This window comes from Saccharomonospora xinjiangensis XJ-54 (assembly GCF_000258175.1).
GTDB lineage: Bacteria > Actinomycetota > Actinomycetes > Mycobacteriales > Pseudonocardiaceae > Saccharomonospora > Saccharomonospora xinjiangensis.
In genome coordinates this window covers 1,809,521-1,824,803 of sequence record NZ_JH636049.1, presented here as the reverse complement: position 1 = coordinate 1,824,803, position 15,283 = coordinate 1,809,521, and the positions used below count along the sequence as shown (strand labels likewise).

Sequence of the window (15,283 nt, the reverse complement as noted above, 5' to 3'; positions counted from 1 at the left end):
CGGGTCCGCCGGGTCCACCGGGTCCGCCGGGTCCACCGGGACGAACGGGGGCGCGTCCAGCGCCGGAAACCTGAGGGCCACGAGGATGCCCGGGGCCGCCTGGGGGTACGGGAGGCGCGCCCTGTGGTCCACGGGGACCGGAGCCTCCCCCCGGGCCTCCGGGTGCACCTGGACGCCCTGGCCGCTGCGGTAGGCCCGCTGGCCGCCCTGAGGGTGGCGGGGGCCCCTGCGGTGGGCCTGGCGGACGTGGAGGAGTGGTGACGGACATCCGCTCGATCTCTTCCCCTTGTGCCTGCAACTGAGCTGACAGCCGATCCCGGCGAGTCGCACACTAACCGGAGTTGGTAGAAACCAACACCGAACGGTCCCCGTACGGCTATCCTGCGGAACCGTACCGCGAGTGGGAGAGCTGTAGGTCAAGAATGCCGTCAACACCGACAACAAAGTCGCAAGTCCAGGCATACCAATTCGTGCTGCGCCGCATGCAGTCCGCCTTGGTTCGCAAGGACGCCGTGATGCTGCACGACCCGATGCGCACACACTCGCGTGCGACCATCGTGGGCGTGGTGCTGAGCTGTCTCGGCATGCTGGGATTCATCATCGTCGGCTTCTTCAAACCCGACCCGAAAGCGCCGGACTCCGGCATCGTCATCGGACAAGAGTCCGGGACCGTCTACGTGGTCGCGGGCAACCCGAAGAAGCTCATCCCGACGTTCAATCTCGCCTCGGCACGCCTGATCCTCATGTCGCAGTCGCAGAATCAGGGCGAAGGACAGGGCAGCGGGCAAGCTGGTGGGGCAGCTGCGGTCGCCGCACCGCAGGTCGTCTCCGACGAGCAGCTCAAGAACATTCCCAAGGGACGTCTCCAGGGTATCCCGGGAGGGCCTGACCTGCTGCCATCCGAGAGCCAGCTGATCTCCACGAACTGGGGTGTTTGCGACCAGATCAACGTGGACCGTTCGCTGACCGACCCGGTGGCCCGGAACCGGGCCGTGACGGAGACCACGGTACTGGCCGGGGTGAAGAACCTTGGTCGCGAACTTGCCGAGCAGCAGGCGTTGCTGGTGTCCGCGGATGACGGCAAGCACTACCTGGTGTATCGACAGAAGACCGATGCCAACAAGCTGAACGCCAATACCGTGCGGGCAGAGGTGGATCTGACGCAGAGCGAGGTGGTCTCCGCTCTGGAGATCAACGAGAACCTGACGCGGAAGATTTCCACCGGGTTGCTCAACGCGATCCCATCGGTGGGCACACTCAACCCGCCCACGATCCCTGGCGCAGGTCAACAAGCGAACTTCGATGCAGGCGACCTCAGGGTTGGCGCTGTGTTCAAGACCGAACTCACCGAGAGCACGAACTTCTACGTCGTGCTGCAGGGGGGCGTGCAACGAATCTCCCAGGCCGTGGCGGACATGATCCTCTACAGCCAGGCCGTCAACGACGGCGGCGCTTCGACGGTGTCACCTGACGTGCTGCAGGGTATGCCGCAGCTCAACGAGGGCGATGCGGGATACCTTGATGTCGAGCATTATCCGGATACCGTTCCGACGGTCCTCGACCCGATGCAGCACCCGGTGGCGTGCCTGGGCTGGAACATCAGGGGTGAGGGCGCCCAACGGGACGCGTTCACGTCCGTCTACATCGCGAGTGTTCTGCCTACACCGAAGAACCAGGACGGTAGTCCGCAAGTCGTGAAGATCGGCACACCATCCCCGGACAACCTGAAGATCGACAACTTTTACATGCAGCCGGGCTTCGCGGCGGCGGTGCAGTCGGCGACGACGAAGGACACGTTCGGGCGCGGCAGTATCCAGCTCGTATCCGATCGCGGAGTGCGCTATGGCGTCCCGAACAGCGACATCGCTCAGGGCCTCGGGCTGACGAAACTTGACCCGGCACCTGAGGCGATCCTCAAGCTGTTGCCTACCGGTCCTTCGTTGAATCTGCAGGATGCTCAGCGGACGTACGACACGGTGCCTGTGGATCAACAAGCAGGCACCGTCATCGAACCCGACGGGCAGGCTGCATCACAGAGCGGCAACTGAAGCAGGCGGCAACTGACTGGATCGGGACGGGTCTCTAGCCGGGCGGGTCGTGACTCCCATGTGGAGTCCGGCCCGCCCGGCTTTGTCATGGCGGGCGGACGGAGGTAGAGGGGACCGCGTTTTGCCCGCTGAACGCGGTTGGCACCTGAGTGGTCCTTTGGAAGCAGGTTCCGGCGGTTCCCGCGGCAGGATTCAGTTGACGGCGCTGTTCCCGACTCTCAACAGTTCCCTCGCAGCCGACCGGCGATCAAGCGGGCTACGGGCGACGGTGCACCGGGACAGCACTGCGAACAGCATTTAGCCCGCTGAATGTGACTGGGGCCTCCTTGCGTGACCCTCACGTTCAGCGGGCTAAATGCGGCACATCAGCCCCGGGCCAGCTTGTCGCCTTCCTTACGGCTGCGGCGGATGGTGTGGACGACGAAGAGGGTGATCACGAGTGCGGCCAGGGCGCCACCCGCGCCAGTCAGTGCGACGATCATCGGTGTCCAGTCGCGGTGAGAGGCAGGCGGCATGTCAGAAGGAAGGTCTTCGGCTTTAGCGGGCAAAATGCCTTCCTCGGACGGCACAGTCGCTGTCAACGCCGCCATAGGGTCGATCACGCCGAAGCCCACGAAGTTGTCGTGGCCGCCTGAGGCTGCGGGGTGCTGAGCCGTGAACTTGATCCGGTGCATCACCTGGTGGGCGTTCAACTTCGGGTACTTCGCACGGACCAGTGCTGCCAACCCGGTCGCATAAGGCGCGGCGAAACTGGTGCCCTTGATCTCCTGCGCTTCCCCGCCGTCCATCATCATGTTCGCCAGGCCATCGGACCCCTCGGCGGGGTCCAGCGAGATGATTCCCGTTCCAGGTGCGGCGACGCTCACCCACGGACCGTGCATGCTGAAGTCCGCCACCCCGCCCGTCTCGTCGATGGCCGCCACGGACAGGACGTCCTCGGCGAACCACGGCGGCGTCACGATGGTCTTGGGCTTCTCGGCCAGCGCCTGGTCGTTCTGCTTGCAGTTGGTCGATTCGGAGACATTGCCCGCCGCCGACACGACGACCACGTCTTTGTCGTTGACCGCGTAGTGGATGGCTGCCTGGAGTGCCTGCTCGTCTCCGGTGATGCCGCCGTCACCGGGACGGCAGTTGTTGATGGAAATGTTGATGACCTGTGCGCCGCTGTCGGCAGCGCGGACAACGGCTTTCGCGAGTGTTCCGAGCGTTCCGGCGCCTTCGCTTCCCTGTGTCCGACCGTCCTGCGCCGGCCCGGTTCCTCGCGGCGAACCCCCTCCGCCCGAACCCTCGTCCTTGGGCGCGTAGTTCTGGCTGGACTGCCTGATCGACAAAATCTGGACGTCGGGAGCGACCCCGGCAAAACCGATGGTGTCAGGAGTGTCGGCGGCGATGATTCCGGCGACCTCGGTGCCGTGGCCGTCGCAATCCTCGAGGCCGCGGTCCTCCTTCTTCACATAGTCGCCGACGCCCTGGACATCGTGCTTGAAGAAGTCGTGGTTCCGGACCCCGGTGTCGATCACCGCGACCTTGATCGGCTCCCCTGTCTCGACGTTCCGGCCGACGTGGCCGGTGGTCGAGCGCATGAGGGCATGAACCTCGTCGATGCGCAGGTATTGCTGACCCCACGGCGCGTTCTCGATGTCCTCGTTGTACTCGAGATTGCGCTCGACGCATCCCCTCTTCTGCTCGTACGTCTTGTCCGGCTGTCCGTCGTCGGCCGGACGTCGCCCCGGATCGACCTCCGGAGGCGTTGCCTGGTATTGACCGGTGTCCTGGGACGCCGCATCGTCCTGCGCCCATGCGGGCAGCGGCGCCAGTGCCGACCCCGCGATACCGATGGCTGCGGCGAGCGCCGACGCCCTGTGTCGTTTCGTCGTCCGGGCCGAACGCACGCGAACCCCCTGGAAGTCGTGGCGTTTGTGGTTGTTGCTCAGCCGAGGTCGAGGTGACGCAGCGTGGAGTAGAGCCCCATCACGGCGAGCGCCAACGGCAGAACGGCCGCGATGCAGGCGGCCTCGAAGATCTCCACGGCACGCCGCATCGGCGGCGTGAACCGCTGGTTGGGGAACACGACTCCCAGCACCAGCGCGGCTGCGCCGAGCAGCACGATCGTGCCGAACACCCACAGCAGGCGGCCCTGGGCGCTCTCAGTCCACATCCAGCCGAACACGATCCCGACCGCAGCGGCGAGGCCGGTGGTAAGCAGGGCGACGGCCTGGCTGCCGTTGGCGTACGTGCGGGCACGAAGCAGCAGCACCAGCGTGGCGATCACTGCGGTGAGAATGCCCCAGATATCGCCGGACATGGCCGTGATGATCGCGGCGACGGCGGTGACGGAGCCGCTGCCGACGAGCAGACCGGTCATGTAGTTGTGCGCAACGCTGGTCTTGCGCTCGATGGAGGAGTAGTCGGGGTAGCCCGTGTCCTCCTTCAACTCCTCCGCGGTGCCAGGAACGTTGGGCAGCGGCAGTTTGGCCAGCCAGATGGTTGCCCTCGGCAGCATGGAGATACCTGCCAGCGCGACGGCGGCGGTACCGGCGGCGATGCCGGGGGCGGGGTGCGCGATGAGAGTCGCGACGAGGAAGGCGACGACCCCGAACACACCTGCGGTGGCGGCGGCGATGAACGTCGTGATCCCCGTGCCCATCACCAGAATGCAGGCCGCCGCGACAACGACGACCAGTGCACTGGCCAACAACAGATTGGCGCGGACCGTGGCGCCGGGGACGATATGGAATCCACTGACGAAAGCCAGCGGGAGTCCACCGGCTGCTGCGACGACGACGCCGGTGGCTTGAGCTCCGTACGCCTTGGCGAGAGTGGCGCCGACGGCGACGCAGGCGATCGCGGCGACGCCGGCCGTGATGGCGATAGCGAGGCTGTTGCCTCCGTAGGCCGCACCGCCGAAGAACAGCGCGAGTGCGGCGCTGAACAGCGCGAGTCCACCTGCGATGTGCCCGATGCGTTGCGCGGTTTCCTTGGTCCATGGCCGGAAACTGTCGGGTTCGGCCTCGGCGATGGCGTCCACGACGTCGTCGTACAGCGGCGGTGGCGGGTTCTCGTTCCGCTTGCGGAGCTGGAGAAGTTCACCATCGACGACGCCGAGCGACGCGAGGGTCCTGCTCGGGTCGAGAGGAGCGTCGCCGAGTTTCGCCAGCGCCCAGCCTCCGTGCCTGGCGCCTCCGTCGGGGCTGACCTCTTTCGCCATTTCCAGCAGCATGGGCATGAGGTCGGCCACCGCCACATCGGCCGGCAGCGCGACGTCGATGCGGGTTCGCGGCGCAACCACCGTGACCCTGCTGAAAACCGTCGTGCCCGTTGCCACCTTTTCGCCCCCTACCTGGAGATTTCGCCGCAGGTGTTTATACCGCGTCGCGGATTCAACCCGCCTGTGGGCCGGTAACCTTGCCGAACCGGCCCCATGGTGTCGTGATGCCGCCCTAGTATTAACGCACCTGAGCCACATGTGGGGGCAGTTTCCGGTGAAAGTCGCCGGTGCGAGTCCTCGCGCTGGCCGCCAGTCGCCGAGTCGAAGAGGGGTCCTTTCGGTGAGCACGCTGCAGTTCAAGCGGTCGCCACGGCTTGCTGCTCCCCGGCCACCGGGTGGCGAGGTCCATCTTGAACCGCCACCCGAGGTCCCGAGGACGATCCCCGGCAACATCATCATGAAACTGATGCCGGTGGTCATGGTCGTCGCCATGCTCGGCATGGTCGTGTTCATGTTCACGGCAGGCGGCGCGATGGGGCGCAGCCCGTTCTTTCTGATGATGCCGCTGATGATGATGATGTCGATGGTCGGCATGTTCGCGGGCGGCGGTAAGGGCGGTCAGCAGAAGAAGGCCGAAATGAACGAGGACCGCAAGGACTACCTGCGGTATCTCGGGCAGATGCGGGACAGGGCGCGCGAGGCGATGATCGATCAGCGCGCCTCCCTGGAATGGGTGCACCCGGATCCCGAGGCATTGTGGTCGATGGCATCGACCCGCCGCATGTGGGAACGGCGACAGAGCGATCAGGACTTCCTGCACTTGCGTGTCGGCCGCAGCTCACACCGGCTCGCGACGAGGCTGGTGCCGCCGCAGACCGGTCCTGTCGATGAGCTTGAACCGATCGCTACCTTGGCTCTGCGGCGTTTCGTCCGCGCCCACTCGATCGTGCCCGACCTCCCTACGCAGATCACGTTGCGTGGATTCGCCGCCGTGGGCATGCAGGGCGACAAGACACTCACCCGAGGACTGACCAGGGCGATGCTCGCCCAGCTCGTGACGTTCCACAGTCCCGACGACGTGCTCATCGGTGTGGCGACGACGGGTAGGGCGAAGGAGGAGTGGGAGTGGGCAAAGTGGCTGCCTCACGTCCAGCACCCGACCCTGTCCGACGGCATCGGCCAGCTGCGCATGATGGGTGGTTCACTGGCGCAGATCGAGCAGTGGCTCGACGAGCACCTGCGTGAACGGCAGCGGTTCTCTCGCAATGCGACACCCGCGCCCGATCAGCCGCACATCGTGATCGTGCTCGACGACGCGGACGTCACCGGTGAGGAGCAGATCCTCCTCGAGGAGGGGCTCGTCGGCGTCACGCTCATCGATCTGTCCGACTCGATCGGCAATCTCGCAGCGCGCCGTGGCCTCCGGCTCGTGGTGGAGGAAGAACGCCTCGGCGCGCGCAGCGCAGGCGGCGTGGAATGGTTCGGACGCCCGGACACCTTGAGCCTCGTGGAAGTCGAGGCGCTGGCCCGGAAGCTCTCGCCGTACCGCATGAGCACCGGTGCGGCGGAGGAGAGTGAGGAGCAGCCGCTGCTGTCCAACCCGTCGTTGCTGGAGCTGCTGGGTATTCCCGGCGATCCGATGACGTTCGACGTACAGCAGGCGTGGCGGCCGAGGCCGATCCGGGATCGCTATCGCGTGCCGTTCGGGGTCGGCGAATACGGCCAACCGGTCGAGCTGGACATCAAGGAAGCGGCCATGGAGGGCATGGGCCCTCACGGTCTCTGCATCGGCGCCACCGGTTCCGGTAAGTCGGAGTTCCTGAGGACTCTGGTGCTCGGGATGCTGGCCACCCACTCCTCGACCACGCTGAACTTCGTCCTCGTTGACTTCAAGGGTGGTGCCACGTTCCTCGGGCTGGACAAGGCCCCACACGTCTCAGCGGTCATCACCAACCTCGCCGACGAGGTCACGCTGGTCGATCGCATGAAGGACGCGCTCGCGGGCGAGATGAACCGACGGCAGGAGGCACTGAAGAACGGCGGCAACTTCAAGAACGTCTGGGAGTACGAGAAGGCGCGCGAGAACGGCGCCGATCTCGACCCGTTGCCCGCGTTGTTCATCGTGGTGGACGAGTTCTCCGAACTGTTGTCGGCGAAGCCCGACTTCATCGATCTGTTCGTCGCCATCGGCCGTCTCGGTCGTTCGCTGCAGATGCACATGTTGCTCGCGTCGCAGCGACTGGAGGAGGGAAAACTCAGGGGGCTCGACTCCCACCTGTCCTACCGCATCGGTCTGAAGACGTTCTCCGCCGCGGAGTCCCGCGCCGCGATTGGTGTGCCTGACGCGTTCGAACTGCCGTCCGTTCCCGGTGGCGGCTACCTGAAGTACGACACCTCCACCCTGGTGCGGTTCAAGGCGTCGTACGTTTCGGGGCCGTACCGGCCTGCTGGCATCAAGACCGCGGCGCCGGGCGCTAAGGTCGTCCGCGCGGACAAGCGTCCCCAGCTCTTCGTCCCGGACTTCATCGAGCTGCCGAAGGAACCGGAACCGAAACCCGAGTTCGTCGAGCAGCCGAAACAGCCGCAGTCGGAGGAGGCCGTCGAGCCGAGCGAGCTCGACGTCATCGTCAGCAGGCTCGTTGGCCAGGGCCCGCCTGCGCACGAGGTGTGGCTTCCGCCGCTGAAGGAGCCGAACTCGCTCGACACGTTGCTGCCCAACCTGAACCCGACCGAGGATCGCGGCCTTTCGCCGGTGGGCTTCTTCGGGAACGGCAGGTTGCAGGTGCCGTTGGGCATCGTGGACCGCCCGTACGAGCAGCGGAGAGATCCGTTGTGGGCGGACTTCTCCGGTGGCGCCGGTCACGGCGTCGTGGTGGGTGGCCCACAGTCCGGCAAGTCCACGATGTTGCGTACGTTGATCATGTCGATGGCGTTGACGCATACACCGGAGGAAGCGCAGTTCTACTGCATCGACCTCGGCGGTGGAACGCTGGCGGCACTCGAGGGACTTCCACACGTCGGCGGTGTCGCCGTGGCCCGCCGCGAGCCCGACAAGGCCCGCCGCATCGTCGCGGAACTCACCACGCTGGTCAACGAACGAGAGGCCAGGTTCGGCGCGCTCGCTGTTGACTCGATGAACGACTTCCGCAACCGCAAGCGGCGTGGTGACATCACGGCCGAGCAGGACCCGTTCGGCGACGCCTTCCTCATCGTTGACGGCTGGCGCGCACTGCGCGACGACTTCGACGAGCTGGAACCCCAGATCACCAAGCTCGCTGTGCAGGGCCTGACCTACGGCGTGCACGTCGTCATCGCCTCCAACCGGTGGGCCGACATCCGGCCTGCGATCAAGGACATGCTGGGAACGCGGTTCGAGTTGCGCCTCGGTGACCCCAGTGAGTCGGACATCGACCGCAGGGTTGCCGTCAACGTGCCCGCCGGACGCCCCGGCCGAGGACTGACCCGCGACAAGCTGCACTTCCTCAGCGGGCTTCCCCGCCTCGACGGTTCCAGTAGTGACAACGACCTCGGTGAAGGGGTCGCGGACGCGGTAAAGAAGATCACTGCCGCATGGAAGGGGAGGCACGCGCCGCAGGTCAGGCTGCTCCCCGACGTCATGCCGTACGAGGAAATGCTGCTTCAGGACAAGCATAAGGACAGCAAGCTTGTTCCCATCGGCGTTGACGAGGACGAGCTTGCCCCTGTTTACCTCGACTTCAATGCCGATCCGCATTTCCTTGCCTACGCGGACGGTGAGTCGGGCAAGACGAACCTGCTGCGGCAGATCGTGCGAGGCATCACCGATCGGTACACGAAGAAGGAAGCACTCATCATCCTGGTGGACTACCGCAGGACGATGCTCGGTTTCGTGGACGGCGATCAGTTGCTCGGCTACGCCGTCTCGGCGAACCAGCTCGACGGCATGATGAAGGAGGTCGCGCAGTCGATGGCCAAGCGCCTGCCCGGCCCGGATGTCACGCCGCAGCAGTTGAAGGACCGGTCGTGGTGGACGGGGCCGGAACTGTTCGTGGTCGTCGATGACTACGACCTCGTGGCGACGTCCACCAACAACCCGCTGCGCCCGCTCGCCGAGTATCTTCCGCAGGCCAAGGACGTCGGCCTGCACGTGGTGGTCGCCCGGCGCACCGGTGGTGCAGCCCGTACCGGTATGGACCCGATCATCGGCAAGTTGAAGGAACTGGCCATGCCGGGTCTGGTGATGAACGGGTCGAAGGACGAGGGGCAACTGCTCGGCAACGTGAAGGCGGGCCCGATGCCTCCTGGGCGCGGCTACTTCGTCAGCCGCAAGGTGGGTAAGAAGCTCATGCACGTGTCGTGGATCGCGCCTGAATGACCTGGGATGGCGTACGGTCACCCTTGCCGGCGACCGTACGCCATCCCACCGTCCTGTTGACGCCTCGGGAACGGGTGCCGCCGGGGCGATGAGGTTGGAATCGACGACGGGCAGGAGCGGCTGGTGTCACTGCGGGTGGCGGTGGACTTCGGGACATCGAGCACCTGTGTCGTCGCCTCGGTTAACGGGCGCGAACCTCAGGTCGTCGTCGTGGACGGCCAGCCGATCATGCCGTCCGCTGTGTACGCGGCGCAGGACGGCACCGTCTTCGTCGGTCAGGAAGCCGAGCGGCAGGCCGCCGTTGATCCGGCGCGGTTCGAACCGAACCCGAAGAGGCGCATCGATGAGGGTGAACTCCTGCTCGGCGACACGGTCTTGAGCGTGGTGGACGCCGTGCACGCCGTGCTACAGCGTGCGGTGTCGGAGGCACGCAGGATCGCGGGCAACGCCGAAGTGGCGTTGTTGGTGCTGACGCATCCGGCCGAGTGGGGCGCGCTGCGAACCCGGCTGCTACGGCAGGCCGCAGGGCGACTGGCCCGCGAAGTCGCACTGGTTCCCGAGCCGGTGGCGGCGGCCGTTTATCACGCGGCAACGTTCGCGCCCGGCGAGGTGAATCAGGACAGGACCGTCGAATTCAGCGGGCGGCCCGGCGACACGACGGCGGTGCTGGATCTCGGCGGCGGCACCATCGACGTCAGCGTCGTGCGACGCGCACAGGTCAACGGTCAGAACAGGTTCGAGGTACTCGCCACCCGCGGAGACCCCGGCTTCGGCGGGGCCGACATCGACCAGGCTCTGCTCGAACATGTCGGTTCGCTGGTCGCCAAGGCCGATCCCGAAGCGTGGGACCAGCTCGTGCAGGGTCGTGAGCTTGCAGATCGACGTCGCCGAAGGGTGCTGAGGCAGGACGTCAGAGGAGCCAAGGAGACGCTGTCGCGGCATGCGTACACCGACGTGCCGATGCCGCCCCCGTTCGCCGATGCCCACGTGACTCGTGAAGACCTGGAACGACTCGTGCGGACACCGCTGGGGCGAGCCGCCGAACTCACGAGAGCCACGATCGAGGAGGCGGGCCTGCGCCCGCAGCAATTGACGGCCATCTTCCTCGTCGGAGGGTCGAGCCGGATCCCGATGGTGTCGAGGCTCGTCCACGAGCGGACAGGAGTGGTCCCGACCACGCTCGACCAGCCGGAGACCGTCGTCGCTCGCGGGGCTCTGCGTGCGGTCCAGGTACTGCCCGACCGCACAGGGGTGCTGCCCGGCACCATGTCGGCGCGTTTCGCGGGCACAATGCTGCCGCAGGCCGACCACCGCACGGACGTCGTGACGAAACCGGGTGCCCCGCTACGTCAGGTGGTGTCACACAACGTGGGCCGGGCACCGTTGTCCGCGCCGACGGGGCCCGGACCGGGGCATCGACCACCACCTCCGAAGGTCGGAGTGCCGCCGCCGATGCCGCCAGGCCCACCACCCCTTCCGTCGCTCGGGCAGCAGCCCACGACGCCCGTTCATGGGACCGCGGCACTCTCAAAGGACGGCGCCTCCCGGCGGCGACAACGTGTCGTGATCGCAGCGGCGGTGACTGCGGTCGCACTGGTGGCCACAGTGGTCGCTCTCGTGATCGCCATTGCCGAGGGCAACGAAGAGCCGACCACGCGGGGACGCACCTACGCGCAGTACTCCTACAAGTTCGTCGCTCCTCAGGACTGGACTCAGACCGGCGACAACGTCGAGGCGCGGCAGGTCGTCGTCAAACCGCAGGAGGCCCAGACCACTACGGACGACGACCTCGTGGTCGTCCAGGAGATCGTGTTGCCTTACGACGGCGGCGTGCAACGACAGCGTTTAGCCCGCGAACTTCGTGAACTGACCGACGCCGAGCCTGGTGTCTACTCCGGCTTCTCAGAGCACACCGAGTACGCAGGTCGAGACGTCATCCATTACCGGGAAGACAAGCCTGCGGCCACTGTGAATTGGTATGTCCTCGCACACGGCACGGCGCAGGTGAGCGTCGGCTGCCAGGAAGCACAGGCACCGGCACGTGTCCGCGCCGCATGTGAGCAGATCGTTCGCACACTGGAATTCACCAACTGACGGCTTGGGCGACCGCGTTTAGCGGGCAGAAAGCGGTCACGTGGCCCCAGGTTCCCGCCGGGGTCCGGAAACTGCGTTCACGCTCGCAACTAGTTGCCTACTTTGGGCGACAACGCGGAACCGGACATGGCACTGTCTCCGTCGTAGAGCCAGTACGAACGAGTACGGCACCCACAAGCGAAGGGGGTAACACCCGATGGCAGGCGGTTTCACCGGGACACCGGAGCAGTTCCAGCAGGCGTACCAGGACGTCGATCAGATCAAGGCGTCGATGGACCAGAACCTCAACCAGCTTCGCAACAACATCGAGGCCACCCAGGCTGGCTGGCAGGGCGAGGCGGCGAAGGCCTTCCAGAACGTCATGGCGGCTTTCGACGAGAAGAACCGCAAGCTGAACGAGGCGCTCGCCAACATCGGTGAGCTGCTCCAGCAGTCCGGTGTCAAGTACCAGCAGGCGGAAGAAGAGCAGAACTCCGCGATCAGCAGCATCGGCAACGCGCTCGGCGGCCTCTGAGCTACCGCGTACTGGACCATCCACAGACTTTTACTGAACGGGAGGAACAATGCCGAACGGCATCGTCGTTGATTACGCCACCATCCACACTGCGGCTGAGGACTGCCAGCGCACGGGTTCGGAGCTGGAGGCTCTGTTCGAGGACCTCAAGTCCCGGCTCGCCCCGCTCGTTGACTCCTGGAGCGGTGACGCCATGGAGGCGTGGCAGCAGTGCCAGAACGAGTGGAACCAGTCGCTCGACGAGATGAAGCAGGTTCTGGCTCAGATCGCCACCGCGCTGCCCCAGATCGCCGACGGCTACCAGTCCACGGACAAGAGCATCCAGGGCATGTTCTGATCCTGGACATGACGAACCGGGCTCGCCACGGTGAGCCCGGTTTTCTCATGCCTATGGCAAGTCCGCGATTCAGTGGGGAGCGCCGACCTCGTACTGGGGCTTGTCGTTGAGAACCCGGACGCGGATGGTCTTCGGCTTTCCTGCCACATCGACTGTGCAGTCGAACGTGTGCCCAGCCCTGATCTGTTGACCGTCAGGACAGCTGACGTTGCGGACGTCGTGCTCGCCGTAGCTCTCCCGCAGAACAGTGGCGATGCCTTCGTGCAGCGAATCCTGGTCGAGCACTGCGCCGGCGAACACGCCACTCGCCCACGCCGCGACGCCGCCACACACCAACAACACGACCGCAGCGGCGACGCCGATGATCCACGGCTTGCGTGACTTGGCGCGTTTCGCGGGCGAACTGCTGTCGAACGCCCCGAACCCGCCGTACTCGGACGAGAACGAGCCACCGAAGCTGGTTGAGTGGGGTTGTGGCGCGGGGTGCGTGTACTGCCGTTGCGGGGACGCCCCGGTGGGCGGCCCCTGCTGTTGCCACCATTGGGGCGCGCCAGGCGGCTGCGTCATCTTCTTCCCCCGTCCGCTGGTCCGGTTTGCCGAGTCTGTTCACTCACGGCTGCTGGTGATCTCCGACATCCGGTCGTAGAACTCGTCGATTTCCTTGTCGGTGGTGAGTTCGGTGACCTCGTCCGGCGACGGCACGGCGGGAATCTCGTGCTCGGTCGGCGGCTCGAGCACCTCGTAATGCTGCTTGATCTCGACCTCTTGACCGCTGTCGGACAGCAGGCCTTGCATCTCGATCTCCTTGAGGTCACCCTCCGGGCTCAGAAGGATCCGGGTGTCGATCACCTTGTCGAGCAGTGACTCGGGGATCTCCTCCAGCAGCCAGTCCGGGAGCACGACGATGCGCTCTTCCAAAAAAATCCGCAGTGGCATGCCGATGGTCAGTTCGGTGCTGCCGTCGGCCAGGCTCTTCGCCGTCTTGTCAACCTCGCTGCTCTCCATCGAGCGATTCACCGCGGTGAAGATCTTGCAGACGGTGAGATATCCACCCCAGAAGCAGATGTTGAGGCCCTCACCGGAGTAGGGCATGGAAACCCAGGGGGTCGGCGCGAGCGACGCGTAGTCGGGGCCGAGCAGCGTGTACTCCACATCGCTGCCTGCGGGAAGGAAGTAGTCCCGGTAGTCGGCGGAGTTCCGGTTGGAATGGTTCTTGTAGAAGCGGTCGGGCGGGCTGCCGACCTGGATGGCCGTCACAGTGTTGTCGCTCTTCAACTCGTTGATACGCATGAACGAACGGTGCGTGCTCTTGCGGGGTTCGGTCTCGCCGAGATCGTCGTCCAGGCGTCCGAGCGTGGCGGCGAACTTGGTCCCGACGTACTTCGCGACGTCGTCACCGTCCGGAATCGGCTCGCCCACCCTGCCGGTCGCGCATCCGGCCGCCAACAGCAAGGCGGCGCACGTCGCCACGACTCTGCGCAGTCGTTGTCTCATGGTCCATCCCCCTGGCGTGTCAGGTCCGCGCGCGCTGGGGAGAGACTAGTATGTCGGGCGGTGCGGACCCCCGGGTTCACCCTCTTCGCGGCGACCGGGTATCTTCACTTGTTGTTGTGCGCGCACGAGCGGCACGCGCCAAGCCTGCATTGACCCACACGCAACAGTTGACGACGAGGTAGACCCTTGCCCACGTACAGCCCTAAGCCCGGCGATGTCACTCGTGCCTGGCACGTGATCGACGCCGAGGATGTCGTGCTCGGCCGGCTGGCGACCGAGGTCGCTACGCTGCTGCGCGGCAAGCACAAGCCCACCTACGCCCCGCACGTGGACACCGGTGACTTCGTCATCATCGTCAATGCTGACAAGGTGGCGCTCACCGGTAAGAAGCGTGAGCAGAAGTTCGCGTACCGGCACAGCGGTTACCCCGGTGGTCTGCGTAAGCGCTCGTTCGGTGAGTTGCTCGACACCCGCCCGGAACGGCTGGTCGAGAAGGTCGTGAAGGGCATGCTCCCGAAGACCAAGCTGGGCCGTGCTCAGGCGAAGAAGCTCAAGGTCTACGCCGGGCCGGAGCACCCTCACACCGCGCAGAAGCCCCAGCCGCACGAGATCACCAAGATCGCTCAGGTGACCCAGTGAGTGAGGAACAGTCTGTGACCAGCACCGAGACCGAGGCCGCCTACGACGCGGTCGTGACCAGCGAGACGCCCGCCGCTCCGAAGCCGTCCCGGGCTGCCGGTGGTACCGCGCAGACCGTCGGCCGTCGCAAGGAGGCTGTCGTCCGGGTGCGCATGGTTCCCGGTAGCGGCGAGTTCAAGCTCAACGGCAAGAGCCTCGAGCAGTACTTCCCCAACAAGGTTCACCAGCAGCTGATCCGTGAGCCGTTGGTCACCGTCGAGAAGCCCGAGTCGTTCGACATCCACGCCAACCTCAACGGTGGTGGCATCTCGGGTCAGGCTGGCGCGCTTCGCCTCGCGATCGCGCGGGCGCTCGCCGAGATCGACGCCGACGATCGGCCCGCTCTGAAGAAGGCCGGATTCCTCACCCGTGACGCTCGTGCTACAGAGCGTAAGAAGTACGGTCTGAAGAAGGCGCGCAAGGCGCCGCAGTACAGCAAGCGCTGATCCAGCTGCTCTCCAAGCGCCCATCCGCTCGCCGGGTGGGCGCTTGGTGTTTGTCGGGGCCTCTGTGGGACATCGACCGCAGTTTGCCCGCGAAACGTGGTGACGACTCG

Annotated in this window: 11 protein-coding genes; 7 read left to right on the top strand and 4 right to left on the bottom strand. The window is 65.7% G+C overall.

Annotated elements, in window-relative coordinates:
* Positions 1-422 precede the first annotated feature (422 nt).
* Positions 423-2,048: a type VII secretion protein EccB gene (gene eccB, locus SACXIDRAFT_RS07675; RefSeq protein ID WP_006237975.1), complete on the top strand. Its 1,626-nt coding sequence runs from the start codon at positions 423-425 to the stop codon at positions 2,046-2,048.
* Positions 2,049-2,413: 365 nt separating this feature from the next.
* On the opposite strand, the gene mycP is transcribed toward eccB, so the two are convergent.
* Positions 2,414-3,940, bottom strand: a complete 1,527-nt coding sequence (gene mycP, locus SACXIDRAFT_RS07670) for a type VII secretion-associated serine protease mycosin (RefSeq protein ID WP_006237974.1) — start codon at positions 3,938-3,940, stop codon at positions 2,414-2,416.
* 38 nt (positions 3,941-3,978) lie between these two features.
* Complete coding sequence (gene eccD, locus SACXIDRAFT_RS07665; protein WP_006237973.1) at positions 3,979-5,373, bottom strand: type VII secretion integral membrane protein EccD; 1,395 nt, start codon at positions 5,371-5,373, stop codon at positions 3,979-3,981.
* Between the two features lie 223 nt (positions 5,374-5,596).
* Here eccD and SACXIDRAFT_RS07660 point away from each other — a divergent pair, with 223 nt between their 5' ends.
* From SACXIDRAFT_RS07660 to SACXIDRAFT_RS07645, 4 genes are all read left to right on the top strand, one after another.
* On the top strand, positions 5,597-9,610 hold the full coding sequence (locus tag SACXIDRAFT_RS07660; RefSeq protein ID WP_006237972.1) for a type VII secretion protein EccC: 4,014 nt from the start codon (positions 5,597-5,599) through the stop codon (positions 9,608-9,610).
* A gap of 123 nt (positions 9,611-9,733) precedes the next feature.
* A complete protein-coding gene (locus SACXIDRAFT_RS07655; RefSeq protein WP_006237971.1) occupies positions 9,734-11,704 on the top strand; it encodes a type VII secretion-associated protein in 1,971 nt (656 codons plus the stop codon).
* 196 nt (positions 11,705-11,900) lie between these two features.
* A complete protein-coding gene (locus SACXIDRAFT_RS07650; protein WP_006237970.1) occupies positions 11,901-12,218 on the top strand; it encodes a WXG100 family type VII secretion target in 318 nt (105 codons plus the stop codon).
* 49 nt (positions 12,219-12,267) lie between these two features.
* Positions 12,268-12,555, top strand: a complete 288-nt coding sequence (locus SACXIDRAFT_RS07645; RefSeq protein WP_005453316.1) for a WXG100 family type VII secretion target — start codon at positions 12,268-12,270, stop codon at positions 12,553-12,555.
* Positions 12,556-12,624: 69 nt separating this feature from the next.
* Here the strand turns inward: SACXIDRAFT_RS07645 and SACXIDRAFT_RS07640 are convergent, their stop codons facing one another.
* Together SACXIDRAFT_RS07640 and SACXIDRAFT_RS07635 are read right to left on the bottom strand one after the other, a co-directional pair.
* Entirely contained in the window at positions 12,625-13,122 is a 498-nt protein-coding gene (locus SACXIDRAFT_RS07640) for a DUF4333 domain-containing protein (RefSeq protein WP_006237969.1), read from the bottom strand.
* 39 nt (positions 13,123-13,161) lie between these two features.
* On the bottom strand, positions 13,162-14,049 hold the full coding sequence (locus SACXIDRAFT_RS07635; protein ID WP_006237968.1) for a hypothetical protein: 888 nt from the start codon (positions 14,047-14,049) through the stop codon (positions 13,162-13,164).
* A 186-nt stretch (positions 14,050-14,235) separates the two neighbouring features.
* On the opposite strand from SACXIDRAFT_RS07635, the gene rplM reads away from it, so the two are divergent.
* Positions 14,236-14,688, top strand: coding sequence for a 50S ribosomal protein L13 (gene rplM / locus SACXIDRAFT_RS07630; protein WP_006237967.1), 453 nt, complete (start codon positions 14,236-14,238; stop codon positions 14,686-14,688).
* 14 nt (positions 14,689-14,702) lie between these two features.
* Positions 14,703-15,173: a 30S ribosomal protein S9 gene (rpsI, locus tag SACXIDRAFT_RS07625; protein WP_006237966.1), complete on the top strand. Its 471-nt coding sequence runs from the start codon at positions 14,703-14,705 to the stop codon at positions 15,171-15,173.
* Positions 15,174-15,283 lie beyond the last annotated feature (110 nt).